The organism is Moraxella sp. CTOTU47579, from assembly GCF_032004885.1.
GTDB lineage: Bacteria > Pseudomonadota > Gammaproteobacteria > Pseudomonadales > Moraxellaceae > Faucicola > Faucicola tetraodonis.
Genome location: NZ_DALZOJ010000008.1, coordinates 8,860 through 31,957 on the forward strand (window position 1 = coordinate 8,860; position 23,098 = coordinate 31,957).

Annotated in this window: 28 protein-coding genes; all 28 read right to left on the bottom strand. The window is 44.9% G+C overall.

Going from position 1 to position 23,098, the window contains the following annotated elements; translation table 11 throughout:
• The coding region (locus RTP55_RS07200; RefSeq protein WP_312385233.1) for a TipJ family phage tail tip protein at positions 1-2,791 on the bottom strand (2,791 nt) is incomplete at its 3' end.
• A 2-nt stretch (positions 2,792-2,793) separates the two neighbouring features.
• Positions 2,794-3,372 (bottom strand): tail assembly protein, encoded by a 579-nt coding sequence (locus tag RTP55_RS07205; RefSeq protein ID WP_312385234.1) that lies wholly within the window; start codon positions 3,370-3,372, stop codon positions 2,794-2,796.
• Positions 3,359-3,676, bottom strand: a complete 318-nt coding sequence (locus tag RTP55_RS07210) for a C40 family peptidase (RefSeq protein WP_312385235.1) — start codon at positions 3,674-3,676, stop codon at positions 3,359-3,361. Before RTP55_RS07210 ends, RTP55_RS07205 begins: the two co-directional genes overlap by 14 nt.
• A gap of 8 nt (positions 3,677-3,684) precedes the next feature.
• Positions 3,685-4,485 (bottom strand): phage minor tail protein L, encoded by an 801-nt coding sequence (locus tag RTP55_RS07215; protein WP_312385237.1) that lies wholly within the window; start codon positions 4,483-4,485, stop codon positions 3,685-3,687.
• A complete protein-coding gene (locus RTP55_RS07220; protein ID WP_312385239.1) occupies positions 4,475-5,314 on the bottom strand; it encodes a phage tail fiber protein in 840 nt (279 codons plus the stop codon). The genes RTP55_RS07215 and RTP55_RS07220 overlap by 11 nt, the downstream gene beginning before the upstream one ends.
• A 9-nt stretch (positions 5,315-5,323) precedes the next feature.
• A complete protein-coding gene (locus tag RTP55_RS07225) occupies positions 5,324-5,662 on the bottom strand; it encodes a phage tail protein (RefSeq protein WP_312385240.1) in 339 nt (112 codons plus the stop codon).
• Positions 5,662-9,006 (bottom strand): lytic transglycosylase domain-containing protein, encoded by a 3,345-nt coding sequence (locus RTP55_RS07230; RefSeq protein ID WP_312385242.1) that lies wholly within the window; start codon positions 9,004-9,006, stop codon positions 5,662-5,664. The genes RTP55_RS07225 and RTP55_RS07230 overlap by 1 nt, the downstream gene beginning before the upstream one ends.
• A 66-nt stretch (positions 9,007-9,072) precedes the next feature.
• Entirely contained in the window at positions 9,073-9,765 is a 693-nt protein-coding gene (locus tag RTP55_RS07235; RefSeq protein WP_312385243.1) for a zinc ribbon domain-containing protein, read from the bottom strand.
• Positions 9,766-9,817: 52 nt separating this feature from the next.
• Positions 9,818-10,123 carry a phage tail assembly protein T gene (locus RTP55_RS07240; protein WP_312385245.1) on the bottom strand — a complete coding sequence of 102 codons (306 nt, stop codon included), beginning with the start codon at positions 10,121-10,123 and terminating at the stop codon, positions 9,818-9,820.
• A gap of 35 nt (positions 10,124-10,158) precedes the next feature.
• Positions 10,159-10,518, bottom strand: a complete 360-nt coding sequence (locus RTP55_RS07245) for a hypothetical protein (protein ID WP_312385247.1) — start codon at positions 10,516-10,518, stop codon at positions 10,159-10,161.
• Positions 10,519-10,573: 55 nt separating this feature from the next.
• The gene (locus tag RTP55_RS07250; protein WP_312385248.1) at positions 10,574-11,014 is read right to left on the bottom strand and encodes a hypothetical protein; all 441 of its coding nucleotides are present in this window, start codon (positions 11,012-11,014) and stop codon (positions 10,574-10,576) included.
• Positions 11,015-11,024: 10 nt separating this feature from the next.
• Complete coding sequence (locus RTP55_RS07255) at positions 11,025-11,384, bottom strand: hypothetical protein (RefSeq protein ID WP_312385249.1); 360 nt, start codon at positions 11,382-11,384, stop codon at positions 11,025-11,027.
• Positions 11,381-11,845 carry an HK97-gp10 family putative phage morphogenesis protein gene (locus tag RTP55_RS07260; RefSeq protein WP_312385250.1) on the bottom strand — a complete coding sequence of 155 codons (465 nt, stop codon included), beginning with the start codon at positions 11,843-11,845 and terminating at the stop codon, positions 11,381-11,383. The genes RTP55_RS07255 and RTP55_RS07260 overlap by 4 nt, the downstream gene beginning before the upstream one ends.
• Positions 11,842-12,162 carry a phage head closure protein gene (locus RTP55_RS07265; RefSeq protein ID WP_312385252.1) on the bottom strand — a complete coding sequence of 107 codons (321 nt, stop codon included), beginning with the start codon at positions 12,160-12,162 and terminating at the stop codon, positions 11,842-11,844. The genes RTP55_RS07260 and RTP55_RS07265 overlap by 4 nt, the downstream gene beginning before the upstream one ends.
• Before the next feature lie 110 nt (positions 12,163-12,272).
• Positions 12,273-12,569, bottom strand: a complete 297-nt coding sequence (locus RTP55_RS07270; protein WP_312385254.1) for a head-tail connector protein — start codon at positions 12,567-12,569, stop codon at positions 12,273-12,275.
• Positions 12,566-14,101 (bottom strand): phage portal protein, encoded by a 1,536-nt coding sequence (locus RTP55_RS07275; RefSeq protein WP_312385257.1) that lies wholly within the window; start codon positions 14,099-14,101, stop codon positions 12,566-12,568. The genes RTP55_RS07270 and RTP55_RS07275 overlap by 4 nt, the downstream gene beginning before the upstream one ends.
• A gap of 4 nt (positions 14,102-14,105) precedes the next feature.
• Positions 14,106-14,306: a hypothetical protein gene (locus RTP55_RS07280; RefSeq protein WP_312385259.1), complete on the bottom strand. Its 201-nt coding sequence runs from the start codon at positions 14,304-14,306 to the stop codon at positions 14,106-14,108.
• 137 nt (positions 14,307-14,443) lie between these two features.
• The gene (locus RTP55_RS07285; protein WP_312385260.1) at positions 14,444-15,787 is read right to left on the bottom strand and encodes a phage major capsid protein; all 1,344 of its coding nucleotides are present in this window, start codon (positions 15,785-15,787) and stop codon (positions 14,444-14,446) included.
• Positions 15,784-16,434, bottom strand: coding sequence for an HK97 family phage prohead protease (locus tag RTP55_RS07290; protein WP_312385261.1), 651 nt, complete (start codon positions 16,432-16,434; stop codon positions 15,784-15,786). Before RTP55_RS07290 ends, RTP55_RS07285 begins: the two co-directional genes overlap by 4 nt.
• 6 nt (positions 16,435-16,440) lie before the next feature.
• Positions 16,441-16,722 (bottom strand): hypothetical protein, encoded by a 282-nt coding sequence (locus tag RTP55_RS07295; protein WP_312385262.1) that lies wholly within the window; start codon positions 16,720-16,722, stop codon positions 16,441-16,443.
• Positions 16,723-16,792: 70 nt separating this feature from the next.
• Positions 16,793-17,002, bottom strand: coding sequence for a hypothetical protein (locus tag RTP55_RS07300; RefSeq protein WP_312385264.1), 210 nt, complete (start codon positions 17,000-17,002; stop codon positions 16,793-16,795).
• 65 nt (positions 17,003-17,067) lie between these two features.
• Positions 17,068-17,577 carry a hypothetical protein gene (locus tag RTP55_RS07305; RefSeq protein WP_312385266.1) on the bottom strand — a complete coding sequence of 170 codons (510 nt, stop codon included), beginning with the start codon at positions 17,575-17,577 and terminating at the stop codon, positions 17,068-17,070.
• Between the two features lie 82 nt (positions 17,578-17,659).
• Positions 17,660-19,381: a terminase large subunit gene (locus RTP55_RS07310; RefSeq protein WP_312385267.1), complete on the bottom strand. Its 1,722-nt coding sequence runs from the start codon at positions 19,379-19,381 to the stop codon at positions 17,660-17,662.
• Between the two features lie 16 nt (positions 19,382-19,397).
• Positions 19,398-19,874, bottom strand: a complete 477-nt coding sequence (locus RTP55_RS07315) for a terminase small subunit (RefSeq protein WP_312385268.1) — start codon at positions 19,872-19,874, stop codon at positions 19,398-19,400.
• Positions 19,875-19,972: 98 nt separating this feature from the next.
• On the bottom strand, positions 19,973-20,278 hold the full coding sequence (locus RTP55_RS07320; protein ID WP_312385270.1) for an HNH endonuclease: 306 nt from the start codon (positions 20,276-20,278) through the stop codon (positions 19,973-19,975).
• 138 nt (positions 20,279-20,416) lie between these two features.
• A complete protein-coding gene (locus RTP55_RS07325) occupies positions 20,417-20,824 on the bottom strand; it encodes a hypothetical protein (protein ID WP_312385272.1) in 408 nt (135 codons plus the stop codon).
• A 137-nt stretch (positions 20,825-20,961) separates the two neighbouring features.
• A complete protein-coding gene (locus RTP55_RS07330) occupies positions 20,962-21,087 on the bottom strand; it encodes a hypothetical protein (RefSeq protein ID WP_312385274.1) in 126 nt (41 codons plus the stop codon).
• Positions 21,087-23,096 carry a DUF5906 domain-containing protein gene (locus RTP55_RS07335; RefSeq protein WP_312385276.1) on the bottom strand — a complete coding sequence of 670 codons (2,010 nt, stop codon included), beginning with the start codon at positions 23,094-23,096 and terminating at the stop codon, positions 21,087-21,089. Before RTP55_RS07335 ends, RTP55_RS07330 begins: the two co-directional genes overlap by 1 nt.
• Between the last annotated feature and the right edge of the window lie 2 nt (positions 23,097-23,098).

A 23,098-nucleotide genomic window follows, 5' to 3' on the forward strand; every position in this document is an offset into this window, starting at 1 on the left:
GTATTTCTTGATTAATCGCATCAGCATTAGTTTTGATATCAGCAATACGCGCGTCGCGCTCAGCAGTAATCGCATCTGTGTTGATTTTAACCGCGGCAGCACGATTTTGTATTTCTTGATTAATCGCATCAGCATTAGTTTTGATATCAGCAATACGCGCGTCACGTTCGGCAGCAATCGCATCTGCATTGATTTTAACCGCAGCAACACGGTCTTGGATTTCTTGCGACAAGCCTGTCTCAATCGTAGCGATTTTATCAATCTTTGCGCCTAAATCTTGATAAAGCTGTGATTCGGTGATTTTACCGTTAAGTAAATCAAGCACTTTACTGGCATCAGCACTGGTGACACCTTTTACCCAATTAGTCCAAGGCGATACATTGCCCAATTTATCAACGATACGACCACGATAATATTGCGTTAAATTGCCTTGCAAGCCGTTAATTGTCGCGGTATTAGTTGGGTAGGCATAAGTACCTAACAACGCCACATTGGTATCGGGCGCACTTGCTACTTGTATCTCAGTGTAGTTAGTGTCGCTTGAGCCTTGAGCAAATAGCCAATCTAGCTGCATACCAAATAAAATACCTGTGGCTTTAAGGCTTGCAAGGCTAGGTGGCGTGCCTAATTTACCCACCACTTGAGTAAGCATCGATGTTTTTGGCATCGACTGTAAGTCATACGCATTGACAGCCGTTACACGCGCTAAATAATTGCCCGCATACACCCCTTCAACATCGACTGATAAGCCGCTTTGTGGGGCAAGTTTGACCCAGTTGCCATCATCTCTTTTAAACTCGACAATATAGCTAACCGCATCTTTAACCTGCGTCCAGCCGATAGTCATTGTGACAACAGTTTGCCCTTGAATTTGTCGCTCAAATTGACCGATAGCTACTGCTTCGGGAGCAGGGACAATATTAGGCTCAACAACGCTGACTCTTTGCGGCTGCACATACGCACCACTATCGACAGCCGCGTATTTTTGCGGCTCGTGTTGTATCGCAGTTACTGTGTGCGTTAAATCATCGTTTTGCTTAATCGAGATGATTTTAAATAGCATTAGGCGCAAATTAGGACTATCAATCGCCCATATATGCTGCGCTTCGGGCTTGTCAAATGCCACAGACACGGTAATATCTGCGCCATTAATCGCACTGATACTTTGACGCTCTGCCACGCCATCGCTATTGTTAATGACAAGCGTATCACCAACATTTGCCGTAACCACCCTATCTAACGTGATAGTTTTTTTATCGCCACTAATCGCAACAATACGCCCACCATTTGCGCGACCTGCAAACACTTCGTCACTAATGGCAATAATCGCGCTAGGCTTGATACGCTCAAGCATACCATCTAAACCGATACTAAATGATACTTGACGGTTTTCTAGCTGCTCAGATTTTAACGCCCACAGTCCTGCTCGCTGCGCCTGTCCTTGTGACGTGCAGCCCATCATATTAATGTCTAGCTGATTAATGCCGTATTTAGCAATGGCGTATTCATCGCGCACAGGCTCATATTCGGTTTTAAAATCACTTTTTGGGTTATCCCATGCCACCTTGGCAACTGTGTGTCTATCACGCGCACGAGTGCCAGTGTAGTTAAAAATACCATCGACCACGTTTGCACGGCTAAAGGTATAAACAGGCGTTTGCGGTGCGTCCATCGCGACAGTGACTTGCTCACCGTTCCAATATGCCATGCCACGAAAGATACTAGACAGGCTTTGCAGCACGGTAAATGCGTCTTGCTGTGACTGTAGATAGACGTTGACAGCAAAGCGCGGCTCTTGCCCGCCCAGCCCATCAGATACCATCTCATCACAATAACGTGCGATTTGGTACAATGCCCATTTATCAATCATTGACGCATCTAAACGTCTGCCAAGACCATACCGCCAGTTTAGGCAAATATCATAAAACACCCACGCAGGGTTATTTGAGTAAGCCGTCTTAAACGTGCCATCCCAAATGCCGTTATAGGTGCGGTTAGCAGGGTCATAGTTGCTAGGGATTTTTAATAGCTTGCCACGACAACGCACTGCCAATTTAGCGATATTTGAAAAAGTGCGAGCGTCATACTGAATACCAAGCATGGCAGTATTAGGGTATGCCAATTTAACGTCAATAATCTCAGTGATTGCTTCAATGCTCATGGCATTAGACAATAAATCACTGGTGCTATCGGGCGTAATGCGCGTCACTTTGACTAACCAGCCGTTTTTAGCTTTGGGTAAGTCAATACGATGGCTGCGCTCATACTTAGCCGAAGTTTTAGCCGTGACATCGCCATCAATGACGGTTTGGTATGCACCGTTATCCGTCATCAAATCAATGCGATATTTGACGGTTGTACCTGTGATATCGCCATTGGTTTTTTGGTTTCGCAATGCACCAAACGACACGCGCACGACAATAGCAGATAGATTGATATCGTTAATTTGCTTAACGTAAGGCGTGGCTTGTCTTAGCTGTACGTTGACAGGCTTTTCATTCGATACATCGGGGAAACCTTGTATGTATTCTTGGCTGTTTGAGCCACTACGAAAATCCCATTTGACTGCTAGATTTGCTTTATCGTCAACAAAGTTTGGCTGTCCTGCGTCATTGAGCAGTGGCGTATCATCTAGCTTGATTGACTTTGCGCCATCAACTAAGCCACTGATTTCACCTTCTGCCAAGCCATACAGGATTTTAGCGGTTGAGATGGATGCAAGGCTGTCTTTTTCTATTTTTGGCTGTCTTGGTTTGCTGCCGCCACCGAGCAATTTACTCAAAAAACTCATGCTTACCCCTTGTCATCCTCGCTATAAATACCTGCACTGGCATAAAATCCGCCAATATCCCGCTCACCGTAAAGTATCGGTACAGGATTGCCCTGCGCCACGGTAGTAATTGCCCCGCCAAATCCTTTATTTGCCCTATTGCCGTCACGGTCTTGATTATCAAGCGTTGGTGTTGGCATCAAAAGCCCTGCAATACCGCCAACCATTAGTCCAATACCCGCACCTGTCAAAGCTGTTGTTGTTGCAACCGCCCAGCCTAACGGATTGAGCATACCCATACCGATTAAGATAGCCCCTGCTACCAACTGAAAAATATCACCCAAGCCGCTACCGATTAGGCGCGGCACAATATGGATAACTTCGGCATCGGTGATACAGTCAATATCATCTACCGATAAATTATCGTCATCAGCAAAGACCGCAAACGCCATGCCGTTGTCTTCTGCATCTAGCATAAACTGGCGAAATTCGGGCAACTGACAGCCTAGCGCATAGGTCGCTTCATGAGCTGTCTGCACATCAAGGGTAAAGTATTGACCGAATTTATCACGCAACACGCCATGCAGCTCAATAATTTTCATAAATACTAAACTCCCCGTCACTACCCACAATCACCCACGGCTTTTTGTGATAACTCATCTGTATAATATCCATCGGTGACGCTTCACTTGTCCCCTGTGGGTGGCTATGCACAATCGCTTGTATTTTTCCTAGACGCTCAGCCTTTACCGTGTCTTTTGGGTCAATCTCAAAACTGCCATCATCAGTGCTAATATTTCGACATGGCACATAAGCATTAGAAACGATAAAGCCGCAACATTCGCGCGGCTTTTCTTGGTTGGCATGGTTGAGTATGGCTTGTTTGAGTTTTTTAGTGAGCTTCATGATTACCCTTAATTTAAACTACTGCTTGGAAATCCGCCAAATCTAGCCGTGTTATCTCTTAACTTGCAATCAGCCAAACTGCCGCCACAATAGTCTAAACTTGGGTCATCGGTAGGCTTACCGTCTTTGGTAAACATCGCAGAGCCGCTATACAAACAAGGGTCTTGACGATACCGCCCACATACCGCCCAATGGCAGTAGTTTGTGATTTCACGGCAGGGTATTTTCATACCTTCAAAATCAACTGGGTTAGACAATTCAAACGTCACTTGACTGGCATTTTCAGCCGTTTTTTGCTCAACAAACCACACTTGTTTTTTATACTCATTGCGTGCTTGTGGATTGCCATTAGCAAAATTAGCAGCGTCTAAGTATTTAGCAAGGGTGGTGATAACAGTGAGCTTTGCCCCTGCAAAGTCCGATAACTGCAAACATAAAGCCGACATCGCGCCATTGATGCCATTTAACGTATTAGCAATCGCTAGGTTAGGCATTGACGCTTTGCCATCACCACGCAACTCTAAGCCGTCCGATTGTATGGCAATCGGTGAGTAAACTTGCCCTTGCCAAATGATATCGCGCATGATGACTTTATCTGTGCCAACCGTGTAAGCGTGGTCTGCTTTGAATTTATTACTATCGGCTCGCCACTTATTGCTATCAGCCGTCAAGTCATAGATGCGCTGCCAATCTTCCCATGTTATATGCCCATGCCAATAAAAAACGCCACCGCCTAAGCGTGTAGCGTCTAATTGATACAGTGTGACGATACCAGCCACACTTAACTTTTGAAAATCGCTATTCAGCATTGGTGGTTACCGTATTTTCTTCAGTGGCAAAAGGCTCGATATCAGATTGCGGCAAAGCCTGTAAACGTAAATCAATCCAACGAGTTGATGGAATATCACGAGGTTTAGCGGTGTTTGCTACCACATCCCCTGTTTCTTCGTCAAGCTTTTTAGCGTACGTTTTAACGCTGATATCATTGTTTGCAAGTTGCTCATAGATAACTGCGACAAGAACATTACCGTTGGCGTCTTTTGGCATCTCGATATACCAGCCTTCTTGAGCAAATCCAAGCGAGCCTTTAACGAGATAGTCTCCTACGCCCAGTTTTTCAAACGTGATGGGTTGTAACTCGGCTTCATCGTTTAACTCAATTTTATCAGCAAATAATTCAACAATTGGTGAAGCATTTTTGATAAAGCCGTTTGCGTCAACTGATGTATTTGCTGTTGTTCTGACAATAATTCTATCTGTGTTTTGACCGATTGTAGTGCTGGTATCACCTCCAATCCTAGATACGCTTATCTCACTTTGTCCACTAGTAGGCAATCTAAGTATACCGTTATACGCTGGTCCATAGTTCTGCCCATACACAATCGCGGGTTGGGTACCTATCGTAATAAAGCCTTTTCTCAACGCAGATAACAAAGTATCATTAGTAACTCTCACTGCATTCTCGCCAAGCCCAAACGCCCCAACTTCCATGACGTTGCCTGTAGCTGTACCTACTAAGCGACTAGCGGCATTGGCATTATCGGTAAAGTTTTGGTTAATCTTAGTGAATGCGGTGCGTGCGTCATCGCCGGTGCCGTCATTGACCGCCGCGCCTGTTTTAACTGTTTGAATTGCCATGAGTTATCCTTAGCCAAAAAATGGCTCAAATTTAAGTGAGATTTGCCAAAAATTGGCTTTTCGCTGTGGTGTTGAGTAACCGCCACAGGTGTATTGTTTGGTTTGTCCGTGTGGGTCGGTCCACAAAAACGGCATGGCGCCATGGTGCGCGTCGATAAAGTCCATAATCGGCTGTATCACACTTGCCAAGTCGCCTGTCTTTGTGCCTGACCATGATTTGCGTTTGTTGTTGATGCCGTGTGTCGATAGCTGAGTGTAGCCATCACCAAATTGCACTTTATTGACGGCAAACTGGGTGTCGCTACCGGCACCCATATCCATCCGCCAATTAAACACTTGTAATGCCATTATCGTCTCCGGATTTCTTTGTAAATCATTCCATTTTGTCCAAGTTCGGTTTTCACGATTTTAAGCGCCACTACCGCCATTGCATCACCAATATTTTTACCAAATTGCTGTTGTGACTCGACACTGCTTGTACCGTCGCTGTTGACAGTGACGTTGACATTGACATTTGTATCACCGCCAATGCCTTCGCCTTTGCGGATACGGTCAAGATTTTTGACGCCAATCGCTTTGGTGGATGGGGCATCAAAGACGTACTCTTGACCATGCACGTAACCTGCACGGGCATTAGTTGGGATGTTGCCTGTGTAGCCGCCGTCCATAAAGCCTTGCATTTTGATTTGCTGGGCAGCCGTAATGATTTTTAGCATTTCAGCGGCGGCAATAGATGCAGCAGCTAACTTCTGTGGCAAGGTTGCGCCCTGTGCCCAGCCGTCTGAGATAGCTTTGTGCATATTTAAGCCCGCTTGCGCCATGACAAACGATTGCGACAAGGCGAACAGACGCTTGTAGCTGCTCGATGTTTCGCCAAACATGATTTTGCCCATGTTGGCGACACTATCGATAATGTTTGCTGATTGTGTCGCTTGCAGCTGATAACTCGCGTACCAATAGTTTTGCTCAGCTTTGGCTTTGGCTCTTTCCGCTTGCTCAACGGTGGCCACCTCCTCAGCTTTGGCTTTTTTGATAATTTCAAGGCGCTGATCAAGCTGATTTTTTAAATTTAACAGCTCAGTCGTGCCGTTAAACTCCGCCATCATGCTGTTGTATGGGTCGGCAGCACTTTTACGGGCAATGCGGATGGCATCGTTTTGCTGACCGGCTAAGGCATTGCGCAAATCTGATTTTTGGGCATCATTGATATCGGTACGCATATCAATCGCACTGCGGCGCGCAGTAAAATCATCGCGGATTTTTTGCACTTCTGACTTGGCGTATGATGTGATGCTTGATAATTCAGACTCAAAATCACGTCGTGCTTTATCAAGTGCCACTTGCTCGGCTTGATTAATCGCATCAACTTTGGCTTTGCGCAAATGGACGTCGTTAGTCAGGGTTAATGCTGCTTCACGCCGCTCAAGCTCGGCATTGGCGTGGATGCGCTCCGCGTCGGTCTGCTGCCATTCTGTCGCTTTTTGAGTTTGCTTGTCAGACTCCAATTGCAACAAATCAACTTTGTTTTGATAGCGAGTTGCTTCAGTTTTTAGCAACTGCTCGCGCAATGCTGCATCGTTGATTTTACCGATTTCTGTCTCTTTTGCAGTATGCTCAAGATACAGTTTGGTTTTTTCGTCAGCAAACTCAGTGACGTACTTCATTTGCAAGTCATATTGCTCTTTGGCTTGACGCTCGGCTTCAGTTCTAGCGCGTTCCGCTTCTTGGGCGTCATTAGCCAATGCGCCTGCCACATCATAGCCACTACTGATTGCTTTGCCGCCATTCATGAATGACAGATAGCCACGGACTCCTTTAACGTAGCCTTTTGTCTCTCTAAATGGTGGGATGCCGCCATATTTTTTGACATTACCCTCACCAGCGTTATAGGCTGCGATGGCTTTATCCAAATCGCCAAACATGCGTAGATGCTGTGACAAATACTTGGCTGCGGCAACGGCGGCGGCGGCAGTATTGCGTTCTTGTCCTGCGATGCCAAAACGAGCTGCCGTGCCAGGCATAAACTGAAACTCACCTTTAGCACCGACTGGACTTGTCGCGCCAGGATTACCGCGGCTCTCTTGCATGCTTACTGCTGATAAAAGCCCTGCTGGCAGTCCGTAGCGTTTTTCAAGGTCTGCATAGTTGTATTGCGATGCGTGAGCCAAAACCTTGCTATTGACAGGGATGGGTGCATATTTGCCACTATCAGCCAATGCTTTATTGGCTTTTGCCAATCGCTCGGTTTCTTTAGCGTTCGCTTTTTTGGCTTCAGCTTCATCTTTGAGCGCTTTGCCCGTTTTGCCCGTGGCATTTTTTAGTTTTTCGGATTGGATGTTTAAGTTAGTTAAAGTGCTAACCAAATTACTACCAGTCGGATTTGTCCCTAGTTTATTAACTTTTTCCATCAGCCCATTGGTCGCATCGATACGCTGCTGGATTTGTACCGCAGTAAATGCCACGTCAGCGCCCATTCTGACGGGCGTAAAAAACGCATTTTTTGCAAGCTGTAATGTGGCAAATGGGCTTTTAAAATCCACACCATCGGTTATTTTGCCTAACTCCGAAAACGCTGTATGTAACCCGCGTACCCCGTCAATCATAATGCCAATGATGGACACAGCGGCTATACCGGTATTGGCAATTAACTTAAAGCCATCAGCCATGCCTTGTCCGGCTTTTGCGGCTTGCTCTTTAAACTTGGCATCTTTGACTAACTCAACTGCCAAATCGCGCAAAACTGGCATAAATGCTTGGGCGATTTGGTTTTTTGCCCCTTGTACAGATAAGTTTAAAAGCTCAGTTGAGGTTTTTAATTCTTGGGTCGCGCGGATGGTTTTTTCATCCATCATGGCACCCGCATTTTCGGCGGCAGTTGCCCAAAGGTCGAAGCCTTTGCCGCCGTCTTTAAGGTATGGGATTAGTGCCGATGCTTCATCCGCCACAGACTCCATGTAAAAAATCATTTCAGACTGTGATAAATTGGCTTTTTGCAAGCTGTCAAAATACAACTGCAACGCATCGGGACCTGACAAATTGCGGAATTGGTCAGCAGTAACTTTGACTTGCGGCGCAATATTGGTGAAAAAGTCTTGCATCTCACCGCCGCCAGTGGTGAGAAAATCACCGACTTTATCCTGCGTATCTTTAAAGATGTCGCCAAGCTTATCGGTCTCAATACCCATGCCCTTGACAGCGACGACATATTTTTGGATATTTTCGACGGTAGTGTTAGCGATGTAAGATGTTTTTGTCAGCTCAGCGGTCATCTCGATTTGATTGCGTACCAATGCACCGATGGCTGCACTGGCGACGCCAACGGCAATGGCAACATAGCCATAGGCAGCTTTGGCTTTATCTGCAAAACCTGTTGTTGCGCGCTCTTGCTGCGCGATTAAATCAACTTGCGCTTGTGCGCGTTCACGTGCTTGAGCCAAATATCGTTGCTCATCAGCACTGTTAAACCGCGCGGCACGTATACGTTCAACCTCGTCAGTCAATGACATCTCGATGCGGCGATGCTCTGACGCATATTGACGCTCGATTTGCAGACGTGACTGGGCTTGTTGTTGCTGGTCACGTTGTAATTGTGCGGCAGCTCGTCGACTGGTAGTGCTGACGTTTTGAATTTCTTGTTGAAAACGGGCAGAGTTAGCACTGATTTCAATGTCTAGACGTGATAAGACAGCCATTTTCAACTCCTTAAATTTTGGCAATAAAAAACCCACTGCTTGAGTGGGTTTTTTACAATGTGTTTTTCAATGTTTCCATTCGAGTCCAGCAATATCAAAATCAAACTGAGTGCGAGGCTCTTGGAAAAATGGCGCTTCAATAATCACTTTTTTGGATGTTTTTAACTTTTTAATAAAGGCATCTTCACCCGACGCCAAAAAGACGACGTCATTTTTGCCAGCATCTGCTTCATTGACCGTGTAAGTTTTCACAGCTTCATTATCAAATTTAACCGATATTTCGCATCCATCATAGCTGCAATGAAATTGCCCCTTATCAATGCTAAACATCACATCATTACCCTCGCCTTTATTGCGCAGGATGATATGAAGATGCGACTCACCCTGATAAGGGAATTGGAAATTTGCGCTATTTAACGATGTTGCATTAGCAAAATAGCTAGTATTGCCACGCATTTTGTCAACGTCGCTGTCATAGCGCCAATTTGATGCCGTCGTTGGCTTTTCGGTTGGTGTTGCTTGGGCAACTGACGCATTATCTGTTAATGGTTGAGCAGTGTTTTGCGTAGTTGTTGGCTGTGTGGATGTTTCGCCACTACATGACTTAACCATTGCCCAAACAATCGAAAATAAAATAATACCTACAATGATATTCAAAATCGGTGATGAGCGTTTTATTTTTGCCCCACAGTTTGGGCATTGTGTGGCATTTTTACTTATTTGATGACCACAATCTTTACATGTAGTTAATTTCGCCATGCTGTAATCCTTTCTAGCAACAATTGTGTAAGATTACAGCATAAAACAAAAATCAACTTTCATCAAACAACATTTTAGTCATTGCCTCGGTTTCAGCTCTTAGCCGTTCAATCTCAGCTTCGCGCTCACGTTCAGCAGCGACCTCAGGTGATACTGGATGTGGATCAACAAACAGATAGTCCTTTAGCGGCATTGACTCGCCACCCATCCACTGTGTTGCCAATTGCAATAGTTTTGCAAACTGGGCATCCATCCGATAATTGCCAAACGGGTCAATGCGGTCATACGCTATCCACTCTATCAACTCATCGTTTGATAACTCATTGGATAGCTCATTGACCGTCTTGCCCAATTGCATGGCTAACTTAAACAAAAACCGCCGATTAGGGCGGTTTAGGAGTTTTTTTCGGCTTCATCCACTTTCTCAACGGTGATGCCGTTGTACTCGTTGTATGCGTTAAACACGGGCATCACGATACTAGCTGGATAGTTGGCGATGGCAGCGATGTCTTCGTCTTTATACAGGCGCTCGCCTTTTTCATCGACCACGGCATTGGCAAAAATCACTGCGCGAAATGGCTGCTTGTTTTTGTTTTTACCAAAACTTGCATCTTCCATCGCTTCACGCTCAGCGACGGTTTGGATTTTGACATTGACGTCGCCGCCCAATGCGGGTACATACACAGACTTAAACGACACTTGAGAGGCGGCAGCGATTGCCGATGCGATAGCAGCTTTTGATAATAGAGCCATGATAATATCCTTGGTGTTTAGTGGGTTGAAAGATTGAAAGGTCAAAAACCCAGCGTTATGGCTGGGTCAATGATGTGGTGATAGGTGCAACATTTGAGATGGTAAGCGTGCCTTTTTTACGCAGTTTTTGCGTTTTGGTTTCGGTCACTTCTTCCCAGCTCATTAACTGTGCATCAAAAGTCTTACCTTGTTTTGCTTCGACCAGCCAATATTCAAAATGCCCGTAGCTGTTGTCTTCAAACATTTGGTCAAGTTTTAAGTGGGTTGGGTCTTTTGGGTCGTATGCCACTTCAATTTCAATATCGCCATTTTTCTTAAAGCCGACAATCGCATACTCTTCCTGACGACTATTAGTATCGGTGATTTCGTCTTTGACTTTCTCTTGAGTTGGCGGTGCAGCTTTTTGCAAGTGAGGGATTTGTTTATAACCGATTTTGTCGCCGACAGTGTCGAGACCAAGGGTATAAAAACTATCAACTAAATTTTCTTTTGCCATGTGTTAGCTCCTAAAAGGTTGTACCCCAGACATGGACGTCTAAGGATTGGCGGAAAATCTTTGGGTTGGGGTCGGGCAGAGATTGACGGCTGCCAATCTCGGCTTTAATGTTGTTGAGCGCATTGATGACTTGTAGCATCAACACGTCAGTATCGCTATACGATGGGCTATACACATCAATTTGCATCAATGCATATTCATGCCCTTCAAAGCCATCATTACTGTTTTCTGGGTTGCTAGATACTAACGTATAGACAATATAGCTTTTCCCAGCAATGGTTTTGGATTGGCTTTCAGGGACAATGACAGGATAGACGCGCCCAACAACAAGTGGACTTAATGTCTGAAAAATCAATTTGCTTGCGTTCATGGGCTGCCTGTTAATTTATCAATGCGCTTGTGCATTTCGTCCTTAAAGCGCTCAACTACTTGCTGCCAAGTCTGCTCAAAGGCGGGTCGTAAAAACGGTATAGCTGCCATGTTTGAGTTGCCATGCTCGACAAAATGCCAATAGTACGGGTAAGGCGCTGAGCGGTTTTTCTTGCCGACACGGATAGTGACAGTTGGGTCAAGCCTGTCTTTAAGTCGTTGGCGCTTGACGCTGTTTTTCATGGTACCCGGTTGGATAAGCGTGTATTCACCGGTCTTGTTGTTGCGTAGATTGTGCGCGGCTTCAGACACCGCTGCATTTTCTTTGGCTTTTTTCATCATGGGCAAAGATGCCGCCATCAATGACTGCTCAATGACTTTGCGCTTCATGACGTCGGTCAGCTCAGCAAGTTTATCGTCCAGCTCATCAAGTCCTTGGATTTCAAAAGTAGTATCAATCATGATTTGGTCAACATTAGCGTTAGATATTCTTTGCCTGTCTTGTCGTCAGGTAATGGCATACCATCAATGTTATAAAGCGTGTCTTCGTGTAGTACCTGCATCGTTTCGTCAATATCGCGGCGGTACCGGATGACGCAGCGAGCGATAACTTTACTACCCTCTGCTTTTGACGATACGATTGCATTAACTGACAACGGCTTAAAATCCGCCCAGAGCGTAAGATAGTCTTGCCAAGCGTTGGTTCTTTCGCCGTAGTCATTGTTGGCATTGTCCATCTTGCGGATGGTAATCCGATGCCGCAATTTACTTGCTTTCATTGTTTTTAGCCTTTAGCGGTGCCAATAGTAAATAAAATGGCAAAATGCCAATTAGCCCCGCAATGCCGCAAGCCAAACAAACTTGGATAAAATAGTAAATGGCTTGCATGTCACACCACCGTTGGCGCGCGATACGGCTGCAATAGCATTTGTACACTATGCGGCAATCCGCTAAATGTGGGGCTAAAGTTTTGCACCGTCTCACTATTGCGGTCATCATCAAGATAACCGCAAAGTAATAAGGTGGCTGCTCTTAGCGCGGGCTGCATATCATCAGTGACCGCGTCGGTGATAAAGCGATTAATCACTTGCTCACTGGCATCTAGATAGGCTTGCAAAACCGTATCATTGCTATTGTCGTCATAGCGCAAATGCTGTTTGACGTCATCAAGGGTGGCGTAACTCACTGTTCACCCCCATTTTTAGAGACCAATTTCCAGTTTTGATGGTCGAAAACGCCTTGGCTAGCCGCTGTAGCCACCCAAAGACCGCCTTTTTTACTGACAAAATCGCCTTTTGCATAGGCGACATCGGCGTCAAACTTGCCTTTATACAGGTCATCAAATTCAGGCTTTGTCGCTGATTTTGCTGTATCGTGTGGCGTTTCTGGTGTATTTGGCGGTTGATAGTGGTTATGGATAACCGTTTTTGCGGCATCGTTTGCATTTTGCGACGTGGTCGATAAATCCTTGCTAAATGGGTCATCTTTTGCATCCCTTTTGGCCAATGCTTCAAGTGAGTAGTTTTGTTGTTGTAAGTACGCTGTATGGCCGCCTACAATAGGAAGCTTTCTTAGATCTGCCCTAGCCTCGTTTATTGTGAAAAGACCGCTGCTTGTACCTTTGGTTAGATAGTCGATTTTACTGCTACTATTCATGCGGATAAGTGTGTCTAAATCCGCTTCAATCTCGACACCATCTTCAAGTTCAAGGTGGGCATCGAGTAGATTTTCGATGGACTCAATGTAATGCTGCAGACAGTCGCTATAGTAGATTTCGTTCAAATCCTCAATCTTGGTGCCTGTTGGTATTGAGCCAATGCCCACCTTAAACGGCGGTACGTGAAATACGCTACAAACGATTTCGCCTGTAAGTTTCAACTGATCAATCAGCTGCGCATCATCGGCTGAGATGCTAATAATTTCATATTTCGCGCCATCGCCCAATACTGCCACGCCACCTTGGTTGACACCGCTATGAGTTGCTTGCCATTGTGCTTTAATTTCTTTGGCTTTATCCCCGGATATTGCTGCTGGTACTGATAGCACCCCGTCAGGGCGACTACCATTTTTAAATAAAACGGTTTGATTGTTTTGGATGGCTATTCCTTGTGCTGCCGATATCGCACACGCAGTGATGGGCGAAAGGCCAACCAGAGGATGATACAAACAATTAAAACGGTCATGGATAATCTCGCTTGCTGGCATTACTGTGTCAGTATCAATGTTAAATAACTTGTCACGGGCGATTTGATAAAACACGTCACCATTGTCAGCGACAAGCGTTTGTACGCGGTCTGGATTGAGTACATGCAATTGATACACATCGCCAAAAATATCGCGTTGTTTCCAAACGTAGGTATTGCCGCGTTTGGTTTTTGAGTTAATCCACTGCTCAGCAAACTGCTGCCAAGTTTGTAGATTGTTTGGCTTTTTAAAAATCCGTGTTGCCTTGGATTTGGTGATGGTTAAGACACCATCTTTAAGGCGCTTGGGATAAAACCGCAATTTACCCACATCGCCACTAATCAGCGTGACACAGGCAAAAACCGCGTGATAGGAAAATAAATCCGTGGTCTTAAGCTCTTGGTTGCTTTGCCATGCCACAGTAAACGGCTCATTGACCGTTGTTGTACCGATGTTTGTCCAGCCACCGCCATTATTGACGGGCGTTGTCGATTTTATGCCTAGCCAATGTTTAGCGGTGTCAAAAAAGCCCATGGTTTTACTCGCTGTCAGTATCGGTTGGGGTTAAAAGGTCGTTTTGGTCAGCGGCTTTATCCGATTTGGTACGTGCCTTTGCTTCTTTTGAGGGGTGCTCTTTGGCATAGCCGGTTAAAATCAAGACTTTTGCTTGCTCATCTGGGATGTCTTTGATATCGCCTGCATAGGCATTTGGGGCGTTTTTAAGGTATTTAATTAGCATAGTGTTATCCAAAAATCGGCTATTTGTTTATGCGTTAACGCTGATAAGCAGGAGATAGGAGGGACCTTACCAACGCCAACGCATAAAAAAACAGCCCTGCGGTTAAGTAGGACTGTTTTTGGATAATTCGCTTCAGATTAAGCAGCAAAGCGTAACGCGGCTGCCACTTTTTGACGACGTTTTGCCCAAGTGATAAAGCGCTCAGCACGTATGGCTTCTTTATTCTCTTGGAATAGATGTACCAGTTTGCCATCAGGCATCGTGATAGTCGCGTCTTTGCTGTACGCCACCTCGACTTGACCTTCATCCGCCAAGTAAAACTCGCTGGCTTTAACCAGTTCAACGATGGTACCTGCACTTTCAGATTCGATAACTGGGATACCGTTAATCGTTTTTTCACCTTTTGCCGCTTGTAAGCCTGGGAATACTGGCGCACCGAGTGGCGTTTCAAGTTCTGCCCATTCATTGGCCCGTGTTTCAGACATGATATAAGCCGCATCAGACAATGATAAATTATCAGAGATAAACTGCTTGCGTAGTCCCGCCAATGCAGCCTTGATAGTGGTTGCATCTGATGCAGCTACATCGGTGATGGTTGCGCCATTTAGTGAGCCTGCTGGGCGGCGGTCATTTTCTGGCTGATCATCGATAAAGGTCAAATCAAGCAGCATACGATTTGACTCAATCAAATCATTTAAAACAATTTGATCATTGCCATACAGGTTAAAACGGCTTAGCTCATCGGTGAGCACTGAGATACCTGCAACTTTGTGGCGTTTTATCGTCACGCTGTTGTAAGTCGCATTGGTCACAGGTTTAGCTTCGCCTTCACCCACCCATTGAGATGTCGCACCAGTTGCCATACCTGCGATGGTACTATTAAATTTACCTTTGCGCATTTTGCTGGCCAACTGGTCAACGATACTATCGGCGCGCAACAACTCGACAAACTCATCAGTCAGCGGTGTAGTTGGCACCAACACACCCGCGTTGGTTGTTGACATAACTTCAACGGCTTTTTGTAGCTCTTCAACGACTTTTGGGTGCATGCCCGCTGATTTGGCAATTTCAACAGCGGACACATAACTGCCCTGCGTGGCTAGTTTAGCTGACAGGGCTTTCGCCTTTGCCATTTGCACAAAGCCGATACCTGGTGCAAGTTTTGGTTCGGTTACTGTCACGTTTTTACCTACATTTTGAGGTTCTTTTTCGCCATCGGCGCTGGCACCTGCCTGCTCTGGATTCTCACCTGCGACAGGAGTTAGGTTTTCAGCGGCATTGAGTGACTTAATCAACCCAATTAAACGCTGCTCATTGCGTTCAAGCTGTTTGATTTCGTCTTCAAGGGCTTCAATTTGGCTGTTTTCATCAGCGTTTGGGGTGCGGTCTTCTTTGGCGGCTTTGGTCATTACATCGCCCATTGCCTTGCGTTTAGCGGTTAATGTGGCTTTGACACGCGCTAGCTGTTCTTGATAAGTCATAATAATTTAACTCCCCCGCTTGGTTGCGGAATAAGGGTTACAAAGGATTGCTGTTTAGCAGTTTCTTGCCCAGTCGTAACGCCGACAGGAGCGGTTTTTGTGGCATCGGTGTGTGATGGTGTTTTATTGGCATCACTCCCAAGCGCGGGAGCTTTGCTTGCACCATCGGCAAATGCCTTTTTAAAGTCTTTAACAGATGTGATGACGGCATCGGAGTTGGCAGGGACGGTCACGACTGACAGCTCGTACCATTCCCACTCTTTGACGTCTAGCCCGTAATCATCTTTGTGATAGGCGTAATCAAGCAGGCGAAACCCCACCGAAAAACACTTCACAAGCCCAGATTTGATGGACTGCCACGCTTCATCAATGCGGTTTTTAAGCGTGCCATCTTCTTCGATTTTGGCGATTTTTGCGGTTATTTCGATACCTGCATCGGTAACGGTCGCTTCAATCACTTCGCCAATCGGTTGGTTGTGGTTGTGTTGCCATAGTAAAGGGATTGGTAAGGCGAATTTTGCCCCTTTTGGGTCAATGATGTCGTTGTCACGGTCAGGCGTTGGGGTTGATGCGATGCCTGTGATGATGCGTTCTTCGCCGTTATCAGTGGCGGATTTGATTTTAAATGTTGAAAATGCTCGGCTCATGGTTTGTTACCTTGATTTTGGTAGTTTATTGGTTTTTACATCGCCCTTAATAGTTGGTTGATACCCGCCATATTGCTCTAGCTGTAAGTCGGATTGTTCTTGAGCTTTTTTAATCAAATCTTCCACTTCGCAAGTCGATAAAAATACTGGGTAAACTTCGCCATTGATGGTTGAGATTTTGCAATATCGGTCAGTCACGTTGGCGACAATGGTTGTAATACAATCAATATTGATAATCGCTGATTGATTGGCGGTTGTGGTGACTGTGATAAAACCGTGTAAACTCATAGTGTTTTCCAAAATTTAGGCATTAAAAAACCCACTCATTGAGTGGGCTTTAAATTAAATACGGGTAATCTTATAAGACAACGATTCGTGCTTTATTAGCAAACTGTCTAATATCGCCTTTTACAAATAACGTATCTTCTTCATCGCCCAAGTTAACAATGAAATAATCAGCGCCATTCACTGCTCTAATATATTTAATTTGGTTAATATTAATCATTGCTTCATTCCCATTTTGAAGCATTACTTGTATAAATGGGCTGAAAGGTGTAGTGATATCCATTTTAATAAGCCTTAATAATTGTTTTAAAATAAATAGTGATCTGACAGAGATTTATTCAAGCGCTCTTATCCAACATTAGAATATAATGAAGGCTTTCTGTCAAGTTGATACTCTGATGGGGGTAAAGGTTTAAAATCATCAGTGAATTTTTCACCATTTTCTTTATCTAAAACAAATAAACCTCTAATTTCTTTATTATCACTACCAATAAATTTAAAATTATAAATATCATCCCTGTCATATGTTGCAGAATAAAACTCGCCTTTATCTACAACAAGAGTTTTTTCTCCATCATCTCCCACGCATTCTTTTACAAACCAATAATGTTCTTTAAGGTTACCAAATCTATGGGATTCATTCAGTTTATATCGATTAACTGCTCTCAAATCGATCCAGTTTGGATAAGTTTGAATTAAAATCTCATCCTTCTGTTTCTCAGATTCTAGCCAGTTAATCGCTAGTTTATAAGACTTGCTTACCAAGTCCCGATTTTCTATGTCAGGATTATTTGAAACAATACTTTTTGCAAATTCAAATGCAATTGGTTCTATTTGTGATTTAATTAGTTTTTTCACAGTTGATACCTCCTATTTAGTTTTGACCGCCTTATAGTGATGCGGTCAAAGTAAACATATTTCAACTAAACGAGAGTAAATGCTAGAAAAATACTTGCACTTGAGATTTATCCGTTGGAGGCGCTGGATTTTCACTCATCAACGCCACAGCGTTTAACAAGCCAATCAGCGGGTCAATCTTACCGGTGCCAGATTCAGCTTTGGACAACATGGTACCGCTACCCTTCATCAGTACGCGGGCATTACCCACACACCAATCCATCATAGGCTGCCCACTGTGCGTCATGTATTTACTAGCAATACGGCGCTCGGCAGTTTTTTGATACCCACTGATTTTGTAACCTTGGGGTACGCCAACGATTTTGTCTTCAGGGATGCCCGCTGCAATCAAATCATCGACTAAATCGCCGACCATCAATGGGTCAAGCCCAACACGGTCAAGCTTATTGGCTTTATATATTTTGACTGCGATATCAGCAAACTGTTCTGTATCCTGTCCGACATACTCAACCACTGTCAAATCGCCATCTTTTTCAAAATCGCGATAGCGCGGCTCATCTTGTTTGCGACGTTCAAGCGCAATTGGATGACACCATGCGTGCGTCCATACCTTCCACGGTTTAATTGGGCGCCGCTCGCGAGTGATTTCATCCATCTCATGACCAATGACAATTGGTAAGCGTCCAAGCACTGCCCCGCCTAACAAGTCATCCAAGCCACCGCCATCACCACCCATTGTAACGACTTCAGATTTTTCAATAATATCGTCTAGGGTAATGGTTTTGTCGCTTGCCGCCTCCCAAAATTCTGCACCTGCCCAACGATTGGCTCGTAGGCTGATACCAATTGGGATATTTAGGTGTTTGGCCAATGCGGTTTGCAGTGTGTTTTTATCATGCGATTCGCCAGCTTTGCGTAAAATATCCGCTAGCTCTTCAAGCCCAACACTAGCGCCCAAGTTAGGGTTAGTGATGTACCAATTTTCAGGCAATATATAGCTGCCATCTTCGATATATTTTTGCGGAAACTCATACAACACACCCAAAAAGCGCGGGTCGATGATTTCACCGTCACGGACACCACGGGCATAATCAAGCTTTTCCTTCATCACACCGGCGGGCGCTTCGTCTGGCATTGTCGTCAAACTGATGACAAAGCCTTCTGGGCGTGAGATTAGGCCACCCGTTGCCTCTTGCAACATAGCCGAGGCATTAGCCCGTTTGCCAAACACCCACAGCTCATCAATAAGTACATACGTCGCCTTGATACCAGCGGCACTGTCATTTTCGGCGGCGACCACTTTGAGCGTGGCATTGGTACCGCGGTGCGTGATAGTTTTGGTATGAGGGCTGACGTTAAACATGACGCCCAATTCTGGGTCAGCGCGTATCATGTCATGGATAGGATTAAATGAGTTACCCGCCACTTCTTTTGTCGGTGCAATGATGGCCAGCTCACATGACTCACGCTCATTTAAGATTAGCGCTGTCATCATAATGGCAGCTGCCAGCGTGGACTTAGTGTTTTTCTTGCTGATTAGCAAAAAAAACTCTTTAATCAATCGCTTTTTGGCAGCTGGGTCATACGCACCAAACACGGCAGCAACAAAATCATAAACCCATTGCCGGGTGACTTGCCCAATCTCTGGTTTGCCAATGACGTCAACCAATTTGAGCTGTTTAAAAACCTTGAGCGCAATCTCAGCTGATTGTTTAAATAGCGGCTCACAAGGCACCAGCGACTCACCAGCGACAATACGCGATTCCCAATCTGGCAAGGCTGTTGTCCAAATGGGTGCGTTCATAGTCGTGATCTTTGGTTTAACTTACAGTTTGTGTCTCAAAAAAATCTTGTTGATTGCTAAAGGTGGCAAATTTGCCAGATGTGGTTTTGTCTTTGGCATCATCAATAGCACCTTCTTTTTTGCCAACTGGCGCAACCTTGGCCTCCTCGAATGGGATGACGATGGCGGCTGCTGAGATGCGGTTGCCAATCTTATTTGCCGGGTTGCGATACACGGCCCGCAAAAACTCTATAGACGTCATCGTTTTTAGCAGCTGAGGATTGCAGTCATCTGGTAAACCTTCGACCGGTTCGCCGTTTGACTCACTCACCAGTTTGGCTGCCTTTAGTTCAACGATACGCTTTTGCACCGCGGGATTGTTTTGAAGCCTGGTAACTTGAATAGTCACGCTGCTGCCCTTTGTGCTATAGCCAGCTTTGCGTACTGCATCAGTTTCTGCCATGCCGTCAGCGACATACTGGCAAAAAAGCTCTTGTCGTTGCTTATTAGACATAGTAAACCTTTGTTTATACTTACATTTTTACAATTTTTCGCCCAAACAGGAAATTTTTTTATAAACGAGGTGGGGCGAGGTGTCCGCTGACCATCGGTTTACAATTTTTTGATACCCCCCGCCATGCTCTCGGCATGAGTTTTTTTGTCATGGCATGGATTGCAGAGGGTTTGTAGATTGGTTGGCTCGTCAGTGCCGCCTTGGGCAGTGTTGACAATGTGGTCACATACCAGGTCTTTAGAGTCAAAGACTTTCTTGCAATGCTGACAGGTATATAAGTCACGCAATAAGACTTGGTCGCGTAAGCGGCGCCAAGGTCGGCCACCACGTCCACTGCCCCAACGGGATTTTGGTTGATGGTTTTGGCTTGGCTTTAATCGTGGCTTTAACTGTTGCAGTGCCATAGTTGCCCCAAATAAAAAAGACTCATAGCGATTAAACTACGAGCCATAAAAAAGCCACCGAGGAGAATGCGGTAGCTTTGATAGAGTTTCTGATTATGAAAAAATCATATTAGTTTTTAACCGGAAATACAATAGACCCTATTGATGCGTCATCATTTGTAATTGTATCTCACGGCTTGCTGTGTCTGCATTTGAACGCACTGTATCAATGATAAAATTAACACTTTTGCATAACTTGTTATCACTCCAAGTAGATTGTGAAATACCAGCATAAGCAGCTCGTTGACAGCCTGACCAAGTATATTTATCACCATTGGTAGGGATTGGATAAGATAACTCCGCCAATGCAGTCGCTAAAACTTTGTCAATGTACTTAGCTTTAGCACCTTGTTTAATTAATTCATTAGTAAAGTACTCGCGCAGTACTGCTTTTGGGATGTCGGTAAAGCCATCGTTAATGTAGTGATAGCTTGCTGATTGGATTGGTGATAATTTGGCAAAGGCTTCAGCACCAGCCATATCGAATTTTTTGCGTTGTGATGTCATATTGTTTCCCTTTTAAATTTAATTTTGCTTATGACAGCATGGTTTTTTGCTGTCATCGTTGCAGTCATAACTTAAATTATTGATTTATTTAGATATATAATTGTTTATGACAGCAATGACAGCAATGACAGCATATTTTATGTTTTGTACGTGCGCGCACATGGAAGTAGTTGAGTTTTGGTGTCATTGCGGTCAGTGCATTGATAACACTGGGTTTTTGCGGTCATCGCTGCGGTCATCGTTGCGGTCACTGCGGTCATCATTATGATGTAGCCCAGTATGGCGCATCATCACCCATGGCTTTGCTAGTTGGATACAAAGCTTGGTTAAATGCGATAGCTTCGCGCGTCACGTGATCTATAGCGTAAGGGTCTTGCTTATCAAACAAAGCCTGAGCTATGGGCGTCAACCAGACGCGGTGCGTGGTCTTTGGAGTCTTAAATGTGGGGAAACACATATTTTTACGTGAGTTTATCATAATTCTGTCAATCTCTGCATTAAAATCTCTATCGCGTTTTGGGTACTCGTTGCGCTCATTACACCAATTGCGATATGCCTTGAATAAATCCGCCTTTACACAGCAGCCATATGGTACTGATAAATCGCCCGCTGACCACTCATCATAAAAAAGCACAGGATTGGGCTTACTCGCGTCAATCAATTTTTGCTTATCATTGTTTAGCGGTGGCTTGGTATGTGGGTTAAAGCCATCCATAGGTAGTGCCATTAGGTAATGATAAAAACTGGCCACACCATTGCCATTGATTTCGGCAAACAAGTCGTCAAAGTACTGCTTATCTGGCACGTCATCGATGCGCAAAACAAAGTAACGACGGTCACCCATGTCTAACTCAAGCGGTATTGGTGAGTTGGATAAAAAGACAAAGTTCGCGTGATTAGTCTCTTTATACGCGGGTAGCATTTTCTCATTGATGATAAATTCTTTGCCCGTCACGAGATGCTTGAGTTGACCCTTATGGTGGTTACGCTCTGCTCGACTGACAACCTCTTCACATTGTGCGAACAAGATTTTTGACAACCACCCGTTAAACTGGGATTCAAGCTGCTGTTGACCAATAGTGCGATGGTACTCACTGCCATAGATTTTACCTAAGACTTTTTCCCAGAGAATTGACTTACCTGGTCCCTCGCTGCCATACATGATGACAGCCGTGTCCATCTTGGCGCCTAGGTTTTGCAATGGATAAGCCATCCAGCGCAATAGCCAGTCATACTCATCCTTACGAAACCCACAGAGCCGATCAATATGTCCAAGTATTTTTTGACATTTGTCTGTTGATACGTCGACTTGTGGCGGTAAACCAGTAAACAAATTTATGGTGTTTTCTGGGATTTCACCTGACGGCTCAAAGACTAAGTCTTTGATAGTCTTGCGCATTGGATGGGTTTGCCATAGTTTAAAGTCGTCATTGTTGCCAACGGCATGGCGTAATGCACTTAGTCGCATCCGTGTCTGATTGAGATTATCCCAGACATTATCAGTGCCATAAATCAAAAACAGATGCTCAACCATCCCGTCCAGTGTCCATCGCCCGTAACCGTCGGTAAGGTTGACCTTACAAGCCGGGGTAGAGTCTTTAGCATTTAACGGGGTGAGGGGTTTTATTTTATTTAACCAGTCATTAAGCGGGTTAAAACACTCATTGAACATCTCATCATCAAAGCCAAGTGCATTGGCTGGGTCAATACGCATGGGTATCTGTTTGACTTTGCCTTTGTCATAAGTACTTTTGCCCAGCCACTCAACCAAGTCATCATGTACCAAAATCGCCATAATGCGTGTCTTGTATTGCTCAACAACATATCTAAGTGATGCGCGCTCAAAGTAGACCATCGCTTGCACGGGTGTTGAGACTTGCTCAAGTACTGCATAAGCTTCAGGTACTGTGCGACACAATACAATTGGTGCGTCACCTGTGACATCACCAAAGCTGGCTGTGCCACGTGGATAACCAAGCGGGGCATAGTGTAGCTGCTGAAATGTTGGTGCAAGCCCGTAAGACTCGGTAAAGTACACTAAATCCGTGACTTCACCGTCTTTGCTATGCAATTGCATGACAATGTGGTCTTTGAGTGAGATGTCTTTAGCACCATCATTGATGGTTGCGTTATCATGACATTGACGTAATCGTCCTGGCTGCCAGTTGCCCCAAGTGTAAAATTCGTGGTCATCTGGCAATGGTATACTGTCTTGCCACATTTGCTGTAGCATTTGTTTTTGCTCAGGCGTATTGATAGATTTTTTAGCCATTT